The organism is Streptomyces sp. NPDC051217 (assembly GCF_044455465.1).
Classification (GTDB): Bacteria; Actinomycetota; Actinomycetes; order Streptomycetales; family Streptomycetaceae; genus Streptomyces.
Window position 1 is genome coordinate 103,405 of the sequence record NZ_JBITEV010000008.1, and the last position, 21,282, is coordinate 124,686.

The 21,282-nt window shown below is 71.2% G+C and carries 21 protein-coding genes; 7 read left to right on the forward strand and 14 right to left on the reverse strand.

Annotated features, from left to right (window positions below; genetic code table 11):
- Positions 1–36 precede the first annotated feature (36 nt).
- Positions 37–567, forward strand: coding sequence for a hypothetical protein (locus ACIBBB_RS19505; RefSeq protein ID WP_398983941.1), 531 nt, complete (start codon positions 37–39; stop codon positions 565–567).
- A 205-nt stretch (positions 568–772) separates the two neighbouring features.
- On the forward strand, positions 773–1,996 hold the full coding sequence (locus ACIBBB_RS19510; protein WP_398983558.1) for a phosphatidylserine/phosphatidylglycerophosphate/cardiolipin synthase family protein: 1,224 nt from the start codon (positions 773–775) through the stop codon (positions 1,994–1,996).
- A 187-nt stretch (positions 1,997–2,183) separates the two neighbouring features.
- Here the strand turns inward: ACIBBB_RS19510 and ACIBBB_RS19515 are convergent, their stop codons facing one another.
- The 7 genes from ACIBBB_RS19515 to ACIBBB_RS19545 form a co-directional block, all read right to left on the reverse strand.
- Complete coding sequence (locus ACIBBB_RS19515; protein WP_398983560.1) at positions 2,184–2,351, reverse strand: hypothetical protein; 168 nt, start codon at positions 2,349–2,351, stop codon at positions 2,184–2,186.
- 154 nt (positions 2,352–2,505) lie between these two features.
- A complete protein-coding gene (tsaE, locus tag ACIBBB_RS19520; RefSeq protein WP_398983563.1) occupies positions 2,506–3,099 on the reverse strand; it encodes a tRNA (adenosine(37)-N6)-threonylcarbamoyltransferase complex ATPase subunit type 1 TsaE in 594 nt (197 codons plus the stop codon).
- Entirely contained in the window at positions 3,071–4,339 is a 1,269-nt protein-coding gene (locus tag ACIBBB_RS19525; RefSeq protein ID WP_398983565.1) for an alpha/beta fold hydrolase, read from the reverse strand. Before ACIBBB_RS19525 ends, tsaE begins: the two co-directional genes overlap by 29 nt.
- Positions 4,336–5,571 carry an alanine racemase gene (alr, locus tag ACIBBB_RS19530; protein WP_398983567.1) on the reverse strand — a complete coding sequence of 412 codons (1,236 nt, stop codon included), beginning with the start codon at positions 5,569–5,571 and terminating at the stop codon, positions 4,336–4,338. The genes ACIBBB_RS19525 and alr overlap by 4 nt, the downstream gene beginning before the upstream one ends.
- Positions 5,572–5,646: 75 nt before the next feature.
- Positions 5,647–6,750, reverse strand: coding sequence for a glycoside hydrolase family 43 protein (locus ACIBBB_RS19535; RefSeq protein WP_398983569.1), 1,104 nt, complete (start codon positions 6,748–6,750; stop codon positions 5,647–5,649).
- Between the two features lie 115 nt (positions 6,751–6,865).
- Positions 6,866–7,081, reverse strand: a complete 216-nt coding sequence (locus ACIBBB_RS19540; protein ID WP_398983571.1) for a DUF397 domain-containing protein — start codon at positions 7,079–7,081, stop codon at positions 6,866–6,868.
- Positions 7,078–7,719, reverse strand: a complete 642-nt coding sequence (locus ACIBBB_RS19545; RefSeq protein WP_398983573.1) for a DUF5753 domain-containing protein — start codon at positions 7,717–7,719, stop codon at positions 7,078–7,080. Before ACIBBB_RS19545 ends, ACIBBB_RS19540 begins: the two co-directional genes overlap by 4 nt.
- 44 nt (positions 7,720–7,763) lie before the next feature.
- Between ACIBBB_RS19545 and ACIBBB_RS19550 the strand changes: the two genes are divergently transcribed.
- Together ACIBBB_RS19550 and ACIBBB_RS19555 are read left to right on the forward strand one after the other, a co-directional pair.
- Entirely contained in the window at positions 7,764–7,997 is a 234-nt protein-coding gene (locus ACIBBB_RS19550; protein WP_398983575.1) for a hypothetical protein, read from the forward strand.
- 393 nt (positions 7,998–8,390) lie between these two features.
- Entirely contained in the window at positions 8,391–8,651 is a 261-nt protein-coding gene (locus ACIBBB_RS19555) for a hypothetical protein (protein ID WP_398983577.1), read from the forward strand.
- Positions 8,652–8,715: 64 nt separating this feature from the next.
- On the opposite strand, the gene ACIBBB_RS19560 is transcribed toward ACIBBB_RS19555, so the two are convergent.
- The 3 genes from ACIBBB_RS19560 to ACIBBB_RS19570 form a co-directional block, all read right to left on the reverse strand.
- Positions 8,716–9,816: a WxL protein peptidoglycan domain-containing protein gene (locus ACIBBB_RS19560; RefSeq protein WP_398983579.1), complete on the reverse strand. Its 1,101-nt coding sequence runs from the start codon at positions 9,814–9,816 to the stop codon at positions 8,716–8,718.
- Between the two features lie 74 nt (positions 9,817–9,890).
- Positions 9,891–11,867 carry a fibronectin type III domain-containing protein gene (locus ACIBBB_RS19565; protein WP_398983581.1) on the reverse strand — a complete coding sequence of 659 codons (1,977 nt, stop codon included), beginning with the start codon at positions 11,865–11,867 and terminating at the stop codon, positions 9,891–9,893.
- Between the two features lie 200 nt (positions 11,868–12,067).
- Positions 12,068–13,309: a HupE/UreJ family protein gene (locus ACIBBB_RS19570; RefSeq protein WP_398983584.1), complete on the reverse strand. Its 1,242-nt coding sequence runs from the start codon at positions 13,307–13,309 to the stop codon at positions 12,068–12,070.
- Positions 13,310–13,497: 188 nt separating this feature from the next.
- On the opposite strand from ACIBBB_RS19570, the gene ACIBBB_RS19575 reads away from it, so the two are divergent.
- Positions 13,498–14,166: a hypothetical protein gene (locus tag ACIBBB_RS19575; protein ID WP_398983586.1), complete on the forward strand. Its 669-nt coding sequence runs from the start codon at positions 13,498–13,500 to the stop codon at positions 14,164–14,166.
- 49 nt (positions 14,167–14,215) lie between these two features.
- Here ACIBBB_RS19575 and ACIBBB_RS19580 read toward each other — a convergent pair whose 3' ends face one another.
- The 4 genes from ACIBBB_RS19580 to glmS are packed head-to-tail and all read right to left on the reverse strand — an operon-like array spanning position 14,216 to position 18,130.
- Positions 14,216–14,389, reverse strand: coding sequence for a hypothetical protein (locus ACIBBB_RS19580; protein ID WP_398983588.1), 174 nt, complete (start codon positions 14,387–14,389; stop codon positions 14,216–14,218).
- Positions 14,386–15,840 carry an NAD(P)H-hydrate dehydratase gene (locus ACIBBB_RS19585; RefSeq protein WP_398983590.1) on the reverse strand — a complete coding sequence of 485 codons (1,455 nt, stop codon included), beginning with the start codon at positions 15,838–15,840 and terminating at the stop codon, positions 14,386–14,388. Before ACIBBB_RS19585 ends, ACIBBB_RS19580 begins: the two co-directional genes overlap by 4 nt.
- A gap of 30 nt (positions 15,841–15,870) precedes the next feature.
- On the reverse strand, positions 15,871–16,239 hold the full coding sequence (locus ACIBBB_RS19590) for a holo-ACP synthase (protein WP_398983943.1): 369 nt from the start codon (positions 16,237–16,239) through the stop codon (positions 15,871–15,873).
- Between the two features lie 43 nt (positions 16,240–16,282).
- Entirely contained in the window at positions 16,283–18,130 is a 1,848-nt protein-coding gene (glmS, locus tag ACIBBB_RS19595) for a glutamine--fructose-6-phosphate transaminase (isomerizing) (protein ID WP_398983592.1), read from the reverse strand.
- 175 nt (positions 18,131–18,305) lie between these two features.
- Between glmS and ACIBBB_RS19600 the strand changes: the two genes are divergently transcribed.
- Together ACIBBB_RS19600 and coaA are read left to right on the forward strand one after the other, a co-directional pair.
- Positions 18,306–20,207: a hypothetical protein gene (locus ACIBBB_RS19600; RefSeq protein WP_398983594.1), complete on the forward strand. Its 1,902-nt coding sequence runs from the start codon at positions 18,306–18,308 to the stop codon at positions 20,205–20,207.
- 50 nt (positions 20,208–20,257) lie between these two features.
- Positions 20,258–21,256, forward strand: coding sequence for a type I pantothenate kinase (coaA, locus tag ACIBBB_RS19605; RefSeq protein WP_398983945.1), 999 nt, complete (start codon positions 20,258–20,260; stop codon positions 21,254–21,256).
- Positions 21,257–21,282: the final 26 nt, after the last annotated feature.

A 21,282-nucleotide genomic window follows, 5' to 3' on the forward strand; every position in this document is an offset into this window, starting at 1 on the left:
AGGTGGATCCAGGTGTCCAGGAGCAGCTCGGGATTTGTGGCCGGGCTCACCGCGTTGGCCGTGGCCGCCGTCGGTTTCCTCGCGTACCAGGCGTCGGCGAACGTGCCGGACGAGCTCGCGTCGCCCAAGAAGCCGGGCTCCTCGGCATCCGGCTCCCCCGCCGCCAAGGAGAAGAAGAAGGACGCGCACGCGGTGCCCGCGCGGTCGGGCACCGGTCAGCGCGTCGTCTACGCGCTGACCGCCAAGCGCGTGTGGCTGGTGGGCAAGGCGGGTGCGAAGCCGCGCACCTTCGGGGTCATGCCGAGCACGGTGAGCCCGCCGCCGGGCACGTATCAGGTCACCTCGCGCTCCGGGCAGATCACCGGATCGGACGGCGTGGACATCGAGCACGTGGTGCGGTTCGCCAGCGTCGACCAGGTCGCGATCGGCTTCAGCGCGGCGGTGGACGGGACGATGGCGAAGCCGGACCCGAATCTGAGGACGGGCGGCGTGCGGATGACACCGGCGGACGGCGACGCGATGTGGACGTTCGCGACGGTCGGTTCGAAGGTCGTCGTCGTCCCGTAACGGTCCTCGGGGAGTATCCGAACGGACATTGGCGGGTGGCGGGGGATCTTGATTCCGGCCGCGTCAGCGGTGCGCGCGTACCGGCTGTCGTGTACGTCACCGAGGCGCCCAGCGGCTTCGGGCCGAGGAGTAGAGTCGGCTGCCGCCAGCCCGCGCCGGACCGGGCCCGGGCCCTGATTCCTCTCCCTGCCGGCCAGGTGACGTCATGACCGGTAGGCAGGATCCGCCGAAGCAGGCCCCAGGCACCTCCGCCGCACGGAACCTGCCATCGGCGGGCGACCGCGCCGTGCGGATACGCCGGCGTCTGGAGCGGCTGATAGGCATCGCGGCGACCGAGGGCAACGCGCTGATCCCGCTGCGCAACGGTGACGAGATCTTCGCCGCGATGCTGGGGGGCATCCGTTCCGCCCAGCACACGGTGGACATGATGACGTTCGTGTACTGGAAGGGCGACATAGCCCACCAGTTCGCCCAGGCGCTGGCGGATCGCGCACGGGCCGGGATACGGGTGCGGCTGCTGCTGGACGGCTTCGGCAGCCGGCTGATCGAGAAGGACCAGCTGGAGGCGATGGAACAGGCCGGGGTGCAGGTGGCCTGGTTCCGCAAACCGCTGTATCTCTCCCCCTTCAAACAGAACCACCGCTGCCACCGCAAAGTCCTGGTCGTCGACGAGGAAACGGCGTTCACCGGCGGGGTGGGGATCGCCGAGGAATGGTGCGGCAACGCCCGCAACGAGCACGAGTGGCGCGACACCCACGTCGAGGTCCGCGGACCCGCGGTGGACGGTATCGCCGCCGCCTTCGCCCAGAACTGGGCCGAGTGCCACGACGAACTCTTCGACGACCACGACCGGTTCGTCGAACACCGCCCCCACGGCGGCGCGGTGGTACAGGTGGTTCGCGGCTCGGCGAGCTTCGGCTGGCAGGACATGCAGACCCTGATCCGCGTCATGCTCGAATCGGCCGAGGAACGTTTCCGGCTGGCCACCGCGTACTTCTCTCCGGACGCCTACTTCGTCGAGTTGCTCTGCGCCACCGCGCGGCGCGGAGTGGCGGTGGAGATCGTGCTGCCGGGACCGCACACCGACAAGCGGGTCTGCCAGCTGGCCGGGCAGCACTTCTACGAGGACCTCACCGCCTGCGGAGTGAAGATCTACCACTACCAGCCGACGATGATGCACGCGAAGGTCATCACCGTGGACCGGGTGGCCGCTCTGATCGGCTCGACCAACTTCAACCGGCGTTCCCTGGAGCACGACGAGGAAGTCATGCTCGCCGTGCTGGACGAGGAGTTCACCGCGACGCTCGACGAGCACTTCGACCAGGACCTGTCGGTGAGTGAACTGATCCGGCCGGGCCGATGGAAGAGACGCTCCGTCCTTCAGCGCACCCGTGAGCTGACCGTGCTGCCCGTCCGCCGCTTCCTGTGACCCTGGCCGTCCGCCGACCCGCAGTCGGCGCGGACCCAATTCCCGGGTGACGCCGCTGGTCCCACTGACCTCATGGGGTGTGGGCCCGCGGCGCGGGGGCACGCCGGGTTCAATGAACCCGCTGCCCCGAGGTGAAATTGTGGCCGTGCCCGCGAAGATCCGCCGGACAGGCCCTAGGCCGGCCTGGTTACGCCGCTTCGTCGCCCTCGTCCGCGCGGGACTCGGCCGGCGGGGTCGACACGGCACTGGCGGCCGCGCACGACGCCAGCAGATCGCTCATCGACACGGACGACGGGTCCGCGGACGGGGTCGTCGGCTCCGACGGTCGCGCTTCGGTGCTCTCTGTTGCCGACATGGATGCCTCCTGAGGCTCCGGGGGCAGGCTGGTTAGGCAGACCTAACCAAGTCTCGTCCACCATGTGACCACGGCCGCACGGCATAGGCAACAGTTTACCGACATCGCGTCGGAATCGACGCGGAGAGCGTGACTCAGGTCACATCGGACCGGTTCACGCGGTGATCGCGGTCAGGTCCACGTCCGACCAGCGCGTGCCGATCCCGGTGAGGGTGACCACACGCCGGTCGTGCTCCCGCGCGGCGAGCGGATCCGTACCGGTTCCGTCCCCGAGGACGCGGTCGATCACCACCTGGAGCCGGTCGTCCGACAGCTCCTCGACCTTCCCCTCGCCCCACTCCACGACCACCACCGAGTCCGGCAGCGACACGTCGAGGTCCAGGTCCTCCATCTCGTCGAGACCGCCGCCGAGCCGGTACGCGTCCACGTGCACGAGCGGCGGGCCCGAGGTCAGGGAGGGGTGCACCCGGGCGATGACGAAGGTCGGGGACGTGACCGCGCCGCGTACGCCGAGCCCCGCGCCCAGGCCACGGGCCAGCGTCGTCTTGCCCGCGCCGAGCTCGCCGGTGAGCATCACCAGATCGCCGGGGCGCAGCAGACCGGCGAGCCCCCGGCCCAGCTCGCTCATCCGCTCGGGTGAGTCGACGGTGAGACGAGCGGTGACGCGGGGGCTGACATCGGCGGTGTCACGGGCGGCGGGGGCGGGGCCCGTGCCGGCCTCAGCCGCCGGGCTGTGCGGTGCTTCCATACGAACCCACGTTAGTGGTTGCGGGCACGGCACCCGCCCGTACCAGCAGGTCGGCGAGCCGGTCCGTGACGACCTCCGGATGCTCCAGCATCACCAGATGGCCCGCGTCCGGCACTATGACCAGCTCGGAGTCCGGCAGCAGGTCCGCCATGGCCTCGCTGTGCGAACTGGGCGTGATGAGATCGCGGTCCCCGGCCAGCACCAGCACCGGGACCTCCATGTAGACCGGCAGCGCGTCCGACTTGTCGTGCTCGGTGAACGCCGGGTAGAACTCCGCCACCACGTCGATCGGCGTCCCCTCGATCAGCCGCTCGGCGAACCGCGCGACCGCCGGGTCCACGTCCTTCGAGCTGAACGAGTAGCGCTTGATCAGGCCCGCGAAGAGATCGGCGGTGGCGCGCCGCCCGCGCTCGACCAGTTCGGTCTGCGAGCCGAGGGCCTTCAGGACGCCGGGCAGTACACGGCGTACGGCGTTCACGCCCGCCACCGGCAGCCCGAAGCTGACCTCGCCGAGCTTGCCGCTGGAGGAGCCGACGAACGCGGCGCCGACGACCCGATCGAGTACGAACTCGGGGAAGTTGCTCGCGAGGGCCATCATCGTCATGCCGCCCATGGAGTGGCCGACGAGGACGAGCGGGCCCTCGGGCGCCGCCTCGTCGATGACCGCCCTGAGGTCGCGGCCGAGCTGGTCGATCGAGACGGCGACACCGTCCGGCCCCTGCTGCGCCGTGCCCCGGCCCGAGCGGCCGTGGCTGCGCTGGTCCCAGAAGACGGTTCGCACGAGCCCCCGCAGCGCGGCGCGCTGGAAGTGCCAGGAGTCCTGGTTGAGGCAGTAGCCGTGGCTGAAGACCACGGTGACGGGTGCCGGGGCCTTACGGCCGAAGAGTCTGCGGCGGCGCGGGGTACCCGCGCCGGACTCGGGGTCGACGTCGTCCACTTCGAAGTACAGCTCGGTGCCGTCGTCGGCGAGGGCCCTGCCGGGGGTGCCGCGCAGGGAGCCGTACGGTCCCGTCGAGTCGAGCGCCAGCCGGGCCTTCTTACGTATGCCGCGGCCGACCGTCATCCGCTCGATCGCGACGCCGGCCGCGGCCCCGGCGGCGATCACTCCTATCGCCGTACCGGCGATGCCGGCCAGCCGCCAGGTGCCGCCGGTGGTCGCGGCCTTGGCGGCGTCGGCGGCGGCCGACACCATGTTCCCCGCGATGTCCCCCGCGATGTCCCCCGCGTTGCTCTCGCTCAACGTCCCGCTCCCGCTTCTCGATGTCCCGCGCCGTCCCGGTCTCCGGCGGCCCCGTCCTCATGCCCTTCCTGCCCATTCACATGGACGCGGGGAACACGGGGACCGATACGGGTCACGATCTCGTACGCGATGGTGCCGGCCGCCTCCGCCCAGTCGGCGGCGGTCGGCTCGCCCCGGTCGCCGGGCCCGAAGAGGACGGCGGGGGCGCCCTCCTGGACCGCGTCGGCGTCCGTGCCGGTACCGAGGTCCACGACGAACTGGTCCATGGCGACCCGCCCCGCCACCCGCCGCACCTTTCCGCCGACGAGTACGGGGCCCCGGCCGGACGCGTGGCGCGGAACGCCGTCCGCGTACCCAAGGGGGATCAGCCCGAGGGTCGTCTCGGCGGGGGTGCGGTACCGGTGGCCGTAACTGACGCCGTGTCCCTCCGGTACGCGCTTCACCAGCGCCACGGACGCGGCGAGCGTCATGACGGGCCGCAGGCCGAGCTCCGCCGAGGTGCCGAGTTCGGCGCTGGGCGAGATGCCGTAGACGGCGATGCCGGTCCGTACGAGATCGAAGTGCGACTCGGGGGCGGTGAGGGCGGCGGCGGAGTTCGCGATGTGCCTGACCTCGGGGTCGACACCGGCCTTCTCCGCGTACGCGACCAGCTCGTGGAACAGGTGGAGCTGCGAGGCGATCGAGGGGTCGCCCGGCTCGTCCGCACGGGCGAAGTGCGACCACAGCCCGGTGACGCGGACGGTGCCCGCGACCTCGGCGGCACGGGCCGCGGCGACGAGTTCGGGCCAGTCGGCGGGCTGGCACCCGTTGCGGCCGAGCCCGGTGTCGGCCTTGAGCTGGATCCGCGCGACCCGCCCCGCCTCCCGCGCGGCGGCGGTCACCTCCCGCAGCGCCCACATACCGCTCACGGACATGTCGAGGCCGGCCTCGATGGCCTGCCGCCAGGGGTCGCCGGGGGTCCACAGCCAGCACAGGACCGGAGCCCGGATCCCGGCGGCACGCAACGCGAGCGCCTCGTGCGGCGTCGCGGTCCCGAGCCAGCTCGCCCCGGCGTCGAGGGCGGCCCGCGCGCAGGGCAGCGCCCCGTGCCCGTACGCGTCGGACTTCACCACGGCCATGAGGCCGGCACCGGGCGCGAGACGCGCCCGCAAGGCGCGGACATTGCCGCGGAGCGCCCCGAGATCGATCTCGGCGCGGGCCCGCAGGGAAGAGGTGGGTACGGTTCCGGTCATCCCCCACAGTCTCTCAGAGCCACCCGGGCCCGCCGGAACACGAAGCCCCACCGTGCCGCAGCCTGGGGACGGTTCTCACTCGAAGAACTTGAGGCTGAACCCGACGGTGGAGGTGGCGCCGGGGACGTTGGCCCGGCTGTACGTGGTGTTGCCCCACCAGACGGCCGTGCCGCTGTACCAGTAGCGATTGGCCCACGAGTACGGCGTGCCCTTGGCGACCGCGTGGAACATGGTCGGGAACCGGTTGCCGGACGGCGGGCCCGCGGCGACGTCGCCGCGCGGCAGGACGAAGGTGTGGTGGCCGGGACCGTCGACGTTCAGCGTGGGGTCCCAGCCCGCCATCATGGTCGAGGCGTGCGAGCCGAACAGGCAGCCGTTGCTCTTGTACCAGTCCCACACGTACGCCGGATCGCCACCGGCCCTCAGCCGCAGGTCGGCGAGGCAGTACTGGTTGCTCCAACTGCCGTTCGCGGAGTACACGATGTGCAACTGTCCGTTGGGGTCGACGATCGGCTGCGGCGCCTCGTTGATGTAGGGGTTGCCTACGACCCGTTCCCACGGCTCGCGCGGCTGCGATATGACGTAACGACCGCCGGTGGCCGCGGTGGGACTGCTCATCCGGGCGATGTACAGGTTCTGCTCGACGTTGGTGTCGCCGGACCAGCCGGACCACACGAACCAGCGCTGGCCGCCGAATGTCAGTGGCACCCCGTCGATGGCCCATTTGTCGTTGGGCAGGGCGACCTTGGTGGCGGCGGAGTAGCCGGTGTCCGGGGCGGCCGAGCTGATGTGGTACATCCGGTGCGCCGCACCGGTGCCGGCGGCGAAGTAGACGCGGTACTGACCGTCGTGGTGCACGATCTCCGGGGCCCAGACCTCGCCGAGGCCGCCGGTGTCCCGCCACACCTGGTGCTTGGGCGCGGTGGCGACGCCCTCCATGGTGGAGGCCGACCGCACCGCGATGCCGCCGTCCACGGACTTGGCGGAGACATAGAGGTCGCCGACCTTGATGACGCTCGGGTCGGCGCCGCCGACGAGTGGGCGGCCGAGCGTGGACGGCCGGTCGTCCGTCACCGCGGCGACGGCTTCCGCGGGTCCGGCGGCGGTCACCTGCCCGAATCCCCATGTGCCGAGGAGTCCGAGGGAAACGATGCCGACGATCCATCGCCTGGGGGACATCAGGTTCCTCCCGATCATGTCCACGACAAAGGGAGCGCTCTCAATAGTCGCGACGCGGTGACCGGCCGTCAATAGACCGGCGGCCCTGCCCCCACGTGCCGCGTGACCGCCCCGCTCAGCCGGAGCGGAACTCGCCGGCCTTGACGCCCGCGACGAAGGAAGCGAACGAGTCGGCCGGGAAGCGGAGAACCGGACCAGCCGTGGCCTTGGAGTCACGGACGGGGACGACACCGGAGGTGGCGGCGAGGTTGGCGGCGACCTCGACGCAGTTGCCGCCGTTGGAGCTGTAGGAGGACGTGAACCAGCGGGGGGACTTGGTCGTGGTCGTCACGGGATGCCCTTTCGTACTTCATTGATCATGGCCACGGATTCTGTCTGCGACAGCGACTCGGCCTGCAACTGATGGTAGTCCGACAACACAGGCAGCACGAAGGTGGATTCGCGGTCCAAGTGCCCCTGCATCTGTGACTCCGCGTACGCGATCACCGTTCGGTCCGGCAGCGTGAGCAAGTTGACGGGCAGGTTGAACGGTCGTCGCTCGCCTATGGCATACGGGGCGATTTGGAGCATGGTATTCGGCAACGCGACGAATTCCAGCAGGCGTTCAAGCTGCTCGGCCATGACCTCGGCGCCGCCGACCGGACGACGGACGCAGCTCTCGTCCATCACCACCAGAAGCGTGGGGGGCCGGTTGCGCACGAGAGTCGCCTGACGTTCCGCCAGAACGGAGACTCGCTCGTCGGCCTGTTCGGGGGTGATGCCGCCCCGGCGCACATCACCGTTCGCCAGCGCGCTTGCGTACGCGGTCGTTTGCAACAAGCCGGGAATGATCCCGATCTCAAACAGCCTGATCTCCGCTGCGCGACCTTCATGCCCCACGTACTCCGGAAAGCCCTCCAGCAGCGAACCGTGGCGCATGTCATGCCATTCGCGCTCGAACGAGTCGGGGCTGTCGACCGTGCCCAACACGAGATCGACCTTGCGCGCGAACCGACTACGGAGAGGAACGGCCCGTGTCCGAACAGCAGGTCCCCCCGGCCCTCGGAACGCTCGTGGTCGACACCAACTCGGCTGACCGCGTTGGTGAGTTCAGAGGAGTCACCGGCCCGCGCTGGCTCCTGCGGCCCGTCTGTGGCGGGGACGGGTGGGAGGCGGAGCCCGTAAATCTTCGTCTCGCGACGCCCAGGGAACGGCTCCACGCCGAGAACTCCCGCCGCAACGCCCGAAGTCGGGGCGCGGTGCTGTGAACGCGCGGCCACGGGACGAACACGACCCGAGAGGTGTGAGAACCATGACCAACGCCACCCCGTACGTCGCCGCGCGCAGCACCGACAAGGGCCCGCGTAAAGCCGAGTTGACCGTCGAGTTCGGCCCGAAGGGGCCCCGGCTCGCGTACACGCACCCCCGCCCCGAGGACCGCGACCGGCACGGGAACCTGTGGATCCGCATGGGGGAACCCACCGAACCGGGTCGCGTCCGCTACGACTCCATGCACCCGGCCCGCCAACGCGCCTGCATGGAACAGCTGTTGTGCCAAATCTGCGCGGAACCGGCCGACCGCGACAAACACGGCTGGCTGTTCATCGACTGGCGCCGCGAGGACTCGCCCCCCCACCTGGCCGGAGAAGTCCATCACCTCCATGCCACCCCTGTGCGCAGAACACGTCCAACTCTCCCTGCGCCAGTGCCCCTTCCTCCGCCACACCGAACACGCCGTCCTCCGCGTCCGCAAACCCCACCTCCACGGCGTCTCCGGCACCCTCTACCGCCTCACCGACCACGGCTGGCACACCTCCGACACCGACACCCTCACCCCGTACGGCAAACCCCAACACCCCGGCATGCTCGCCTCCCGCCTCCACCGCGAGCTGCGGGGCGTGACCGTAACGGAATTCCCCTAGGGCCTGTCTTTCGGATCTTGCCGGGCTCGCGGTCCCTGATCCGGCCTGATCCGAAAGACAGGCCCTAAGCCGTCCGCTCCTTCTCGCGCAGCGCCTCCTCGACGGCGTCCTGGACGCGGGCGTCCTCGCGTGCCTTGCGGCGGGCGCGGCTGCGGCGGGTGAGGACGAGCGCGACCACGACGGCCGCGAGCAGTACGACGACGAGCAGCAACAGCGTCCATGGGACGGCCCAGCCGTGCGCCGTGGCCTCGACCGGCTTGAGGGAGGCGGTGGAGCCCGACGCCTCGGTGAGCACGGGCGTGAGGGTCGCCGTCGCGGACAGGCTGACTCCGGGCGTCACACCGCGCACGGGCACCTTCATCTTCCAGCTCTCGCCCGGAAGCAGTTCCGGCGGCGGGGCGATGTCGCCCGCCTCGGCCCGCAGCCATCCGAACGGTCCCGCTACCGACACCGCCTGACGGCCCGACAGCAGGGCGTTGCCCGTGTTGTGGATCGTGTAGGTGACGGTGGCGTCGCCCTTGGCGAACGGGTTGGCCGAACCCTCGTAGTCCACCCGGAGGTTCTCGATCGCGAGCTTCGGCTTCAGCTCGCCGCTGACCCGCAGCTTGACGCGGATACCCAGGCGCCGGTCGACGTTGATGCCCTCGGCGTCGTCGGCCTGTTTCAGGGACGTGAGAATGCCGCCCACGTAGTCGCCGGGCGTGGCATTGCCCGGGACGCCGACCGTGAAGGGGATCTCGGCGGACTTGCCGGGCTTGATCACGACGCTGTCGCGGCCGGCGTGGGCCCAGGCGCCGATGCCGACGGACTTCGTGCCCCGGGTGAGCAGGTCGAGTTGGCCCGTGTCGGTCGTGAATCCGTCGGCGGCGTACACGGTGAGTTCGAGCGGGGTCTTGCCGCGGTTGGCGACGACCATGGCGTCCTTGACCTGTCCGCCGGGGCTGACGGTGTAGCTGTAGCTGGACCGGTCGTCGCCGTACCCGTTCGCGGCCGTCCGGACCGTCCAGGTGACGTCGCCGTCGGCCGCCTGAGCGGGTCCGGTACACAGGCCGGCGATCGCGAGGGCCATGAGCAGGGGGAGGGCGGCGGTACGGAGCGCGGCACGGACAAGGGCGGTGACGCCGGTCCTGCCGCCGGTCTTCCGGCGCGTTGCGGGCATGAGCATGGTGGGTTTCCTCTGGAACGGGAGGCGGGGCAGACCACCCGAAGGCGCCTGCCCCGCCAGTGGAGCGGGTCGGATCAGCTGCTCAGGGCAGTGATCGTGAGAGTGGCGCGGTAGCCACCCTTCTCGACGCTGTCCGGGATCCTCAGACCCAGGTCAGCGCCCAGCTTGGCCGTACCCCGGGCGTGGCCCTGCTCGGCCGAACCGAGGCCGCGCGAGACGGAGAGACCCTCGCCCTGGTCGTCGTAGCGGGAGGCAACCTTCGCGCCCGCCTTCGACCCCGCGCCGTTCACGAGCACGCGCGGCGTCCAGCCGAGGTAGGAGCCGGAGAACGTCTTGCCGGCGTCCTTGAAGTCGCTCACGTTGGCCGAGATCGACCAGGGGGCGAGCGAACGGCGGCTGTCCGAGACGGCGATCGGGTTGATCTTGCCCGCCGCCTCGAAGTGGGTGCCGCCGGTCTCCTTGGCGGTGCCGAGGTCCACCAGGCCGTTGTAGCCGTCGATCGTCCAGCCGAACTCGCCGGGGGCGACGTTGGGTACGTCGACCTGGAGGTCCTGGCCGTCACCGTGGAACGGGTGCACCGTGACCTTGTCGACGAGGGAGCCGACCGGCTGGCCCTCGGTGGTGTTGTTGCACCAATCACCCGTCTCGACGGCGGCGTTCGGAGCGGCGCAGGTGCCGCTGCGGACGTTCTCGACGACGAGCTTGTCGTTGCGCACCTGGACCTTGACGTAGGTGCGGACATGCTCCTGGTTCTGGACCGAGTTGTACCAGTAGCTGTCCGGGTTCAGCGGGTCCGGGCCGTTGCCGGCGCCGCTCGTGCCGCTGCTGTCCGGCTTGGTGATGTCGTAGTACTTCGAGCCCGAGGCGGAGTTGCCCGTCACGTACAGGACGCCGCCGGGACCGGCGTACACGTCCGAGGCACCGGGCTGCTCGGCCGGGTCCGCCTTCTCGCCGTTCTTGATCAGGTAGCTGCGCGAGTAGCTGTGGTCGTGGCCCTGGAGCACCAGGTCGACGCCGAGCTTGGAGAACGCGGTCGGGAAGTCCGTACGGCGGATCTTGTTGTCGCCGTCCTTGGCGTGGGAGGCCGGCGAGTAGATGGCGTGGTGGTAGGTGAGCACCTTCCACTTGGCCTCGGCACCGTGCTTGTTGATGACGTCGGTGACGTAGGCGAGGTGCGCCGCGTCGCCGCCGCCACCCTGGGCGGTGGAGTAGCTGTTGCTGTTGAGGTCGATGAACAGCACATCCTTGTAGATGTACCAGTAGTCACCGCCGGAGGTGTTGGACGCCGGGTTGCCGTTGGAGTACAGCGGGCCCGAGCGGTCCGTGTTCGGGGTGGAGAAGTGCTGCTCGTACGCCTTGCCGCCGACGTCGTGGTTGCCGATGGTGGCGGCCCAGGGGTACTGGCGCAGCTTGTCGGGTGCCAGGAAGGAGTTCCACTGCGCTTCGTTGTTGGCGGTCTCGACCTGGTCACCGCCCGACACCAGGAGTTCGGCGTTCGGGTTGGCCGCCAGCGAGACGTCCACGGTGTCCTGCCAGCCGGCCTGGTCCTTCGCCAGATCGCCGGACGCGCCGATCTGCGGGTCGCCGTAGAACAGGAAGTCGTAGTCGCCCTCGAAGTCCTGCGTCTTGAAGGCGTACGCCTTCGACCAGGTCCCCTCGGTGCCGACGCGGTAGGAGTACTGCGTCTGCTCCTTCAGGCCGGTGATCGTGGCGTGGCGGTTGAAGCCGCCGCTCGTGGCGATGTTCGCCCCGCCGATGGCGTCGAAGGTGGCGGCGCCGGCCGGGAATTCGCCGTCGACCAGCTCCGCGGTCGGGGCGACCTGGAGCTTTTGCGCGGTGTCGGCCGAGGAGTACCACGTCACCGTGCGCTGGGACTCGTTGGCGCCGACGCCGAGGATGATGCCGGTGAGCGTCGTGGGCTCGGCGGCGCCGGCGGGGGACGTCATGCCGCCGCCGAAGGCGACGGCCAAGCCCAGGAATGCCGCCGCGGCCCCGGTGGCCACGCGGCGTCGCGCGGGCCGGGAGGCCCGCACAGAAGGTCTGAGTGTCATTTGTTTACGTTCCTTTTACCCACATGGGTGGATGTATTGGGCATCGATAACTTGTCGGCCGTTGGTGAACCGGAGACGACCGCGACCTTCGCACCAGCTGAACTTATGGACTTCCGGGAACTTCTGGACTTTCCAGAGAACCCGCGCGGGCGTCCCGGCCCGCCACGTCACACCCCGTCACACCACGTCACGTCATCACGTCACAGCCCGAACAGCCGTTGCGTGAACCAGATCAGCCCCATGACGCACACACCCGCGGAGATGGCGCCGGTCGCCCAGAGGGCGGCCCTCGGCGCACGGTGCCGCAGCAGGGCCAGCAGCGGGAAGACCAGGGCGATGATCGCCAACTGCACAGCTTCGATACCGACGTTGAACACCAGGAGCGACCAGAGCAGGGTCCACGAGAACGCCTCGTCGATGCCCAGCGCGCCCGCGAAGCCCAGGCCGTGCACGAGGCCGAAGCAGAACACCACCCCGAGGCGGAGCCGGCCCGCACGGTCCAGGCCGAGGCGACCACGTCCGGCCGATCCGCCGGAGCCGGTTACCGGGCCGGGGCCGAGGTCGAGTTCGCCGGCGTGATCGCCTCGCCGCCGGATCCGCCAGAGGTACCAGCCGGCCACCACGGCGATCGACAGCGCGATGACGGGCTCCACGACGCTCGACGGCACGTCGACCAGACCGAGGGCGGCGAGCATGAACGTCACCGAGTGCGCCAGGGTGAAACTGGTCGCCGCGAGCACGATCTCGCGCAGCCGCCGTGACCCGGCGATGAGGGCCAGCAGGAACAGGATGTGGTCGACGCCGCCCAGCAGATGCTCGGCGCCCAGGCGGAAGAACTCCCAGAACCGCTCGTACCAGGACTGCCCCACGGAGAACGACGGATGACCGGCGTCGAGCGCGGCGCTGCCCGACCGGCCGTCGATCTCGTAGGTGACGATCGTCTTGGTGCCGGTGACGTAGGTCTCGGCGTCGGGGAACAGCTCGCTGCGCACCTGGCGGTCGCCACCCTCCCCGGGACAGGCCCAGTCGAGCAGCAGCCCGGCGTACGGCACGCCTTCCTGCCTGCCCATCGTGAAGTCGCCGACCCGGGCCGGCGTGCAGGCGGCGCCGCCCGAGGTGACCGAGAAGCGCTCGGTGACGTACGAGACGGCCGACTCCGCGTGGGTGTTGAGCGCCGCGGCCTGCGCGGCAGTGTCGCCGTCCTCGAACGCGGCGTTCCCGGTCCGGAAGAGGGGATCGTCCGCCTCGGTGTCGGCGGCGGACACGACGAAGAGGTCGTACTCAAGCTTCAATTCGGTGCGTATATGACCCTTTTCACCCGAGCTGACGTCCGCGTAGACGGTCGAGGTGAATCCGTGGGCCTGCGCCGACGGGCCGAGGCTCAGGAGAGCGATCACCGCGGCGGTGATCCCGACGAGGGCGCGGCGGAGGTGTCGTGACATGTGACTGGCTCCTTCAGGTTGCCAGTGCACGGTGGACGTCATGGGTGAACACGAACCGGCCGGTCGGCGAATACCGGAAAAACAAGCGCGATGACGACACCTGATGATGAAGCAGTCAGAAGCCGGGATAGCAGGATGTAGGCGAACCATCCACCACCCCGTCCGCCTTCTCTTGGAGGAAGATCGCCTTGCGCCCCCCGCTTCGGGCCGTCGCCGCGCTGGCCGCGACCGCCGCGCTGGTCACCGGATGCAGCTCCGGCGACGACTGGTCACAACCGCACCCTGAACCGACCGCCGTCGGCACTCTCGCCCAGGGATTCGTCCCCTCCCCGTCACTCGCCCCGGAGGCGACCACGACGCCGCGGCCCGGCTCCTGGGACGGCGTCCACCCCTCGGAGGACTACCGCGTGGTGCTGCTCACCACGGGTGACGACCGTCCGACCAGGGCCCTCGTGAAGGCGGTCGAGAACTGGGGCGAGGAGGAGCACGTCGACCTCAGAACGGTGGCCGCGGACAACCCCCACGACTTCATACCCAGCATCGGCGAAGCGATGGAGATGCGCCCCGACCTCATCGTCAGCGCGGGCAACGACCTCATCGACCCCCTCGCGATGGTCACCCCCAACCACCTGTCGCAGCCGTTCCTGGTCGTGGGCGCGGAGCTGGCCGAGCCCACCGGCAACGTCACGGCGGTCGACTGGTCGGGCGCGTCGTTCCGCGGCGAGGGCCTCGGCGCCTCCTCGGCGTACGACCCCGCCTCGTTCACCCCCGAGCGCTGCGCGGCGGCCATCAGGGCGGGCGTCGCGGCGGTGCTCAACGACCTGACCGGGATAGTGATCTGGCTCGACAAGGTCTGAGGGGCGGCGGGCACGCACGATGTCGCACATCCTGAGCGTGCGGACCGGTTCAGGGCCGGGGCAGCGACAGAGTGGGCATCTGCCCGTGACACAGGCGCTGCCCGTCCCCGGACACGTGCAGCGTGAACGTCTCCGGCGCGGGCCGGCCGGCCATGTCGTACGCGTCCAGGACACGTTCGACGCGCTCCCACAGCTGAGACCCGGAGTGTCCGCCGCGGCTCACCCCTCCGCCACCACGTCCCGCCAAGCCCCCCGCAGCCCCGCCGCCACGTCCTCCGCGCTCACCGGTGCGCCCCGCGCCGCCGTGCGGGCCGCCAGGCCGTGGAGGTACGTGGCCGCCGAGGCCGCGTCCCGTGCCGGGAGGCCCGAGGCCAGCAGGGAGCCCGTCAGGCCCGAGAGGACGTCGCCGCTGCCCGCCGTCGCCAGCCAGGGGGTGCCCGTCGGGTTGACGCGGACCGGGGCCGAGGGGTCCGGGGAGGCGACCAGGGTGGTCGAGCCCTTGAGCAGGACCGTCGCGCCGTACCGCGCCGTCAGTTCGCGTACCGCCGCCAGCCGGCCCGACTCCACCTCCTCGCGGGGGACTCCCAGCAGCGCCGCCGCCTCCCCCGCGTGCGGGGTGAGCAGCGTCGGGGCCGTACGCGCCCGTACGGCGCCGGCGTCCAGGCCGCGCAGGCCGTCCGCGTCGATCAGGACGGGGACGTCGGAGGCCAGGGCGTCCCGTACGCCCGGCTCGTCCCCGAGGCCCGGGCCGACCACCCACGCCTGGACGCGGCCCGCCTTCGCCGGCGGCCCGGCGTGGATCAGGGTCTCGGGGAAGCGGGCGATCACCGCGTCCCCGGCGGGACCCACGTACCGCACCGCCCCCGCGCCCCCGTGCAGCGCGCCCGCCACCGAGAGCACCGCCGCCCCCGGGTAGCGCGCCGACCCGGCGACGACACCCACGACCCCTCGCCGGTACTTGTCGCTCTCCCCCGTCGGCACCGGCAACAGCCGTGCCACGTCCGCGTGTTGGAGCGCCTCCAGCTCCGGCACCGACGGCAGCACCGCGCCGAGCCCGATGTCGACGAGCCGCACCGCGCCCGCGTACTCCCGCGCCGGGTCGATCAGATGGCCCGGCTTGTACGTGCCGAAGGTCACCGTCGCGTCCGCCCGCAGCGCCTCCCCGACCACCTCGCCGCTGCCCGCCTCGACCCCGCTCGGCAGGTCGACGGCCACGACCACCGCGCCGGAGCCGCGCGCGGCGCGCGCCACCGGCACCGCGTCGGGCCGCAGCCCGCCGCGCCCGCCGATGCCGGTGATGCCGTCCACGACGAGATCGGCGGCGGCCAGTACGTCGAACGGGTCGGACGAATTGTCGAGGGATCGCCCGCCCGCGCCCAGCAGCGCCGCGAGCCCGCCCGCGTGCGCCCGTTCGGGGGCCAGCAGCACCGCCGAGACCCCGGCCCCGCGCCGCGCGAGGCGGGCCCCGGCGTACAGCGCGTCGCCGCCGTTGTCGCCGCTGCCGACGAGCAGGACGACCCGGGCCCCGTACACCCGGCCCCGCCGCCGCAGCAGATCCACGCAGGCGGCGGCCAGCCCGGCCGCCGCCCGCTGCATGAGTACGCCCTCGGGGAGCCGGTCCATCAGCTCCCGTTCGGCGGTCCGTACGGTCTCCACGCTGTACGCGATACGCATGGCACCGAGTCTGCCGCACCGGACCCCGGCTCACCCCTCCGCGATCACCACCGCCGACGCGATCCCGGCGTCATGGCTGAGCGACACATGCCAGGTCCGTACGCCCAGTTCCGCCGCGCGCGCCGCCACCGTGCCCCGTACCCGCAGCCGCGGCTGGCCGGTCTCCTCGACGTACACCTCGGCGTCCGTCCAGTGCAGCCCGGCCGGCGCGCCCAGCGCCTTGGCCAGCGCCTCCTTCGCCGCGAAGCGTGCGGCCAGTGAGGCGATGCCGCGCCGTTCCCCGCTGGGCAGCAGCAACTCCCTCTCCGAGAAGAGCCGTTCGGCCATGGCCGGCGTGCGCTCCAGCGACGCCGCGAAGCGTTCGATCTCCGCGACGTCGATCCCCACCCCGATGATCACTGCGGTCCTGCCTCTCACTCCACCGTGTCTCACTCCCGGTGGCTCACTCCACCGTCACGGACTTCGCCAAGTTTCGCGGCTGGTCCACCTCGTTGCCGCGGGCGGTCGCCAGTTCGCACGCGAAGACCTGCAACGGCACCGTCGAGACCAGCGGCTGAAGGAGCGTCGGCGTGACCGGGATACGGATGAGATGGTCCGCGTACGGCACCACCGCCTCGTCGCCCTCCTCCGCGATGACGATCGTCCGCGCCCCCCGCGCCCGGATCTCCTGGATGTTGGACACGATCTTGTCGTGCAGCACCGAACGCCCGCGCGGCGACGGTACGACGACCACCACCGGCAGGTCCTCCTCGATCAGCGCGATCGGACCGTGCTTGAGCTCACCGGCCGCGAAGCCCTCGGCGTGCATGTACGCCAGTTCCTTCAGCTTCAGCGCGCCCTCCAGCGCCACCGGGTGGCCGACGTGCCGCCCCAGGAAGAGCACCGTCCGCTTGTCGGCGAGGGAGCGCGCCAGCTCCCGTACCGGTTCCATCGTCTCCAGCACGCGCTCGACCTCGTGGGAGATGCGCGACAGTTCGCGGATGACGGCCCGGATCTCGTCGCCGAACTTCGTGCCGCGCAACTGCCCCAGATACAGCGCGACCAGATAGCAGGCCACGAGCTGCGTCAGGAACGCCTTCGTCGACGCGACCGCGACCTCGGGGCCCGCGTGCGTGTAGAGGACGGCGTCCGACTCCCTCGGGATGGTCGAGCCGTTGGTGTTGCAGATGGCGAGCACCGTGGCGCCCTGGTCGCGCGCGTGCCGCAGCGCCATCAGCGTGTCCATCGTCTCGCCGGACTGGGAGATCGCGATGACGAGGGTGCGGGTGTTCAGGATCGGGTCCCGGTAGCGGAACTCGCTCGCCAGCTCCACCTCGCAGGGGATGCGGGTCCAGTGCTCGATGGCGTACTTCGCGATCAGCCCGGCGTGGAAGGCGGTCCCGCACGCCACGATGACGACCTTGTCGGCCGCGCGCAGCACGCGGGGCGGGATCCGTACCTCGTCCAGCGTCAGCGAGCCCTCGGCGTTGATGCGGCCGAGGAGGGTGTCGGCGACGGCCTTCGGCTGTTCGGCGATCTCCTTGAGCATGAAGTAGTCGTAGCCGCCCTTCTCGGCTGCCGACGCGTCCCAGTCGATGTGGTACTCGCGCACATCGGCGTCCGCGCCGTCGAAGTCGGTCACCCGCACGCCGTCCCGGCGCAGTTCCACCACCTGGTCCTGGCCGAGCTCGATCGCGGAGCGCGTATGGGCGATGAAGGCCGCGACGTCGGAGGCGAGGAAGGACTCGCCGTCGCCCACGCCCACCACGAGCGGCGAGTTGCGGCGGGCGCCGACGACGACGTCCGGCTCGTCCGCGTGCACGGCGACCAGCGTGAACGCGCCCTCCAGCCGCCCGCACACCCGCCGCATCGACTCGGCCAGCTCGCCGCAGGACGAGAACGCCTCGGCGAGCAGATGCGCCACGACCTCGGTGTCGGTCTCGGAGGACAGGTCGTGCCCGCGGTCGGTCAGCTCGGTGCGCAGGGCGGCGAAGTTCTCGATGATCCCGTTGTGCACGACGGCGACGCGGCCCGCGTTGTCGATGTGCGGATGGGCGTTGATGTCGGTCGGGCCGCCGTGCGTGGCCCACCGGGTGTGGCCGATACCGGTGGCGCCGCTCGGCAACGGCCTCTCCACCAGCGCCTTCTCCAGATTGACGAGCTTGCCCGCCTTCTTCGCCGAGGCCACCTGGCCGTCGGCGAGCACCGCGACACCGGCCGAGTCGTACCCCCGGTACTCAAGTCGCTTGAGACCGGCGATGACCACGTCGAGCGCCGACTGTCCACCGACATAACCCACGATTCCGCACATGAGCGGCAGCCTACGGCGGGCGGTGGCGAGGTCCCGGGAGCGCTCGCGGGCGACATCCACGAAGCTGGGCCGACCGCCCCCGACCTGGGGCGACCGCCCGGCCCCGCTACTCCATGCGATACGGCTTTGTCACCGAAAGCCTCTGGTGGCGGGCACCTCCCAGCGCCTTCAATGGATGACCGTGACGATGACCGCGACGCTGCGCACCTTGATCACCCTGCCGCGGATGCTCCGCCACGGCGCGGCCGTCGGCGCGTATCTGCCCCCCGACGCGTCCGTCGTCCTCGACCCGCCGACGCCGGAGCTGCGGACCGCGCTCACCGCCGCGTACGCGGGTGATCACGCGCCGGCCAGGGACCTGCTCGCGGCCACCCGCCTCGGCGCCGAGTGGGAACGGCGCGGCGGATACGTGCCCCGGCTGGCCGAGAGCGCGCTGCACAGCCCCGGCTGGCTGGACGCGTGGCTCGCCGAGTCGCCGCGGGACCCGGACGCCCTGCTGGTGAAGGCGGAGCACTGCGTCCAGCAGGCGTGGGAGATACGGACGGGCGCCCGCGCGAGCGACGTCTCGCCCGACCAGTTCCGGGCGTTCTTCGCGCTGCTCGACGACGCGGTCCCGGTGATCAGCGCGGCGACCGAGCTGAACCCCACCGACCCCGTGCCGTGGCAGGTCGCGCTCACCCACGCGCGCGGCAGCCAGGCGCCGCGCGAGGTCTTCGACGCGTACTGGTCGGAGGCCACCGCCCGCGCGCCGCACCACTACGGCTGCCATCTCTCGGCGCTCCAGTACCTGTGCGACAAGTGGTACGGCACGCACGAGGAGATGTTCGACTTCGCCGAGCGCGCGGCGCAGGAGGCCCTGCCGGGCTCGAAGCTGCGCGCGCTGCCGCTGCTGGCGGCCGTCGAGTACGACGTGGTGGCCGACGGCGCCCCGTCGGAGGGCGGCGGCCCGATCGACCGGTCCCGGATCCACGCGGCGCTGAAGCGGGCGCAGGAGTTGTCGGACGCGTACCCGCACGGCGACCCGGAGGTCGCCGGGGTCCGCAACCACCTGGCGCTGATGCTGATCCTGGCGGACCGGCACGGGGAGGCGCTGGAACAGTTCCGGGCGGTGGGGGTGCACGCGACGGAGTACCCGTGGGCGTATCTCGGGGACGCGCGGGGGGAGTTCCTGGACTTCCGGGCGGGTGTACGGATGCATGTGGCGGCGCGGGTGCCGTTCTTCTCCCGCCCGAAGCCGTACGAGTCGGAGCCCGCCCCCTCCGCCGCCTCCCCCTCCGCCCCTTCCGTCCCGTACTGTCTGGCGCTGGTCGCGGCCCCGCCGTACGCCGTCGTGGACGCGGCGCTGATGTGCGGTGTCCCGCTGCGGATAGCCCCGGCGCCGGGAAGATCCTCGTACGTCGAACTGGCCGCCGACCCCGAGCCGGGCGTCCGCGCCACGCTCCTCGGCGAGGACCGGCTCACGGCGGCGGCCGACAACATCACCACCGGCGAACCGTGGCCGGCCCTGGTCCTGCGCCGGACGGGCGACCGCTACGGCTTCACGCTGCTCCAGCGCGGCAAGAAGATCGCCGACCACAACTGGGACCCGGCGGCACCGGTCCCCGACCACGCGGCGGTCACGGCCACGGCCGCCGCACTGGCGGAGGCGTACGGCATCACGGACACCCGCCCCCTCACCAACCTCCTCCGCGGCTCCGACGCCCCGGCCCGGCGCCAGTCGGCCCTGGTCGCGGCGCTCGGCCTCCCCCCGATCCCCCCGGGCTTCGGCACCCGCGACGAAATCCTCACCACCCTCCCCGACGCCCAGATCCTGGCCCGCCGCGGCTTCCTGGCAGGCATCCTGGACACCCTCTCGGGCGACCCGACGGGCCACCCGCCGCTCCCCCGCCGCCGCCGCTGGTGGGCCCTGCGCATCACGGCCCTGCTGCTGTTCACCCCGGTGACGGCGTACGCCTGGTGGTCCCCGGACATCGGCTGGCTCCGCGCCTCGCTGTCGACGATCGCGACGTGCTACATCGCGGGGCAGCTGGCGGGGGCGTGGCGACGGCGGGGGCGCGTGGGGAAGGGCACCACGTGACCCACCCCACCCCCCACAACCAACCCCCCACCCCCGACAATGGCGACGTGATCACTCCGTCTTCGCCGTCACGAAGCGTCCACCGCCGGGCCGAGCACGGGCCGACCCCCTTCGTCGACCTCAGCCGCGCCGAGTGGAGCGCGCTCCGCGACAAGACCCCACTGCCGCTCACCGCCGATGAGGTCGAGCGGCTGCGCGGGCTCGGGGACGTCATCGATCTGGACGAGGTACGGGACGTCTATCTGCCGCTCTCCCGGCTGCTCAACCTGTACGTGCAGGCCACCGGCCAGCTCCGCGGCGCGCTCAACACCTTCCTCCAGGACGCCGGCAACGGCCACGGGGCCCAGCGCGGCACCCCCTTCGTGATAGGCGTCGCCGGAAGCGTGGCCGTCGGCAAGTCGACCGTCGCCCGGCTCCTCCAGGCGCTGCTCGCCCGCTGGCCCGAGCACCCCCGCGTGGAGCGCGTGACCACCGACGGGTTCCTCCTGCCGATGAAGGAGCTCCGGGCGCGCGGTCTGATGTCGCGCAAGGGCTTCCCGGAGTCGTACGACCGCCGGGCGCTGACCCGCTTCGTCGCCGACATCAAGGCCGGCAAGGAGGAGGTGACGGCGCCGGTCTACTCGCATCTGAAGTACGACATCGTGCCGGGCGAGAAACTGACCGTACGACGCCCCGACATCCTCATCGTCGAGGGCCTCAACGTCCTCCAGCCCGCTCTCCCCGGCCAGGACGGCCGTACCCGCGTCGGTCTCGCCGACTTCTTCGACTTCAGCGTGTACGTCGACGCGCGCGCGGAGGACATCGAGCGCTGGTATCTGAACCGGTTCCGCGAGTTGCGCCGGACGGCCTTCCAGAACCCGTCCTCGTACTTCCTCAAATACACCCAGGTCTCCGAGGAGGAGGCCCTCGACTACGCGCGCACCACCTGGCGCACCGTCAACCGGCTCAATCTGCTGGAGAACGTCGCACCCACCCGCGGCCGTGCCACCCTGGTCCTCCGGAAGGGCGCCGACCACAAGGTCCAGCGCCTGTCCCTGCGTAAACTCTGAAACTCCGAGCGAGGGTCTGAGATCCA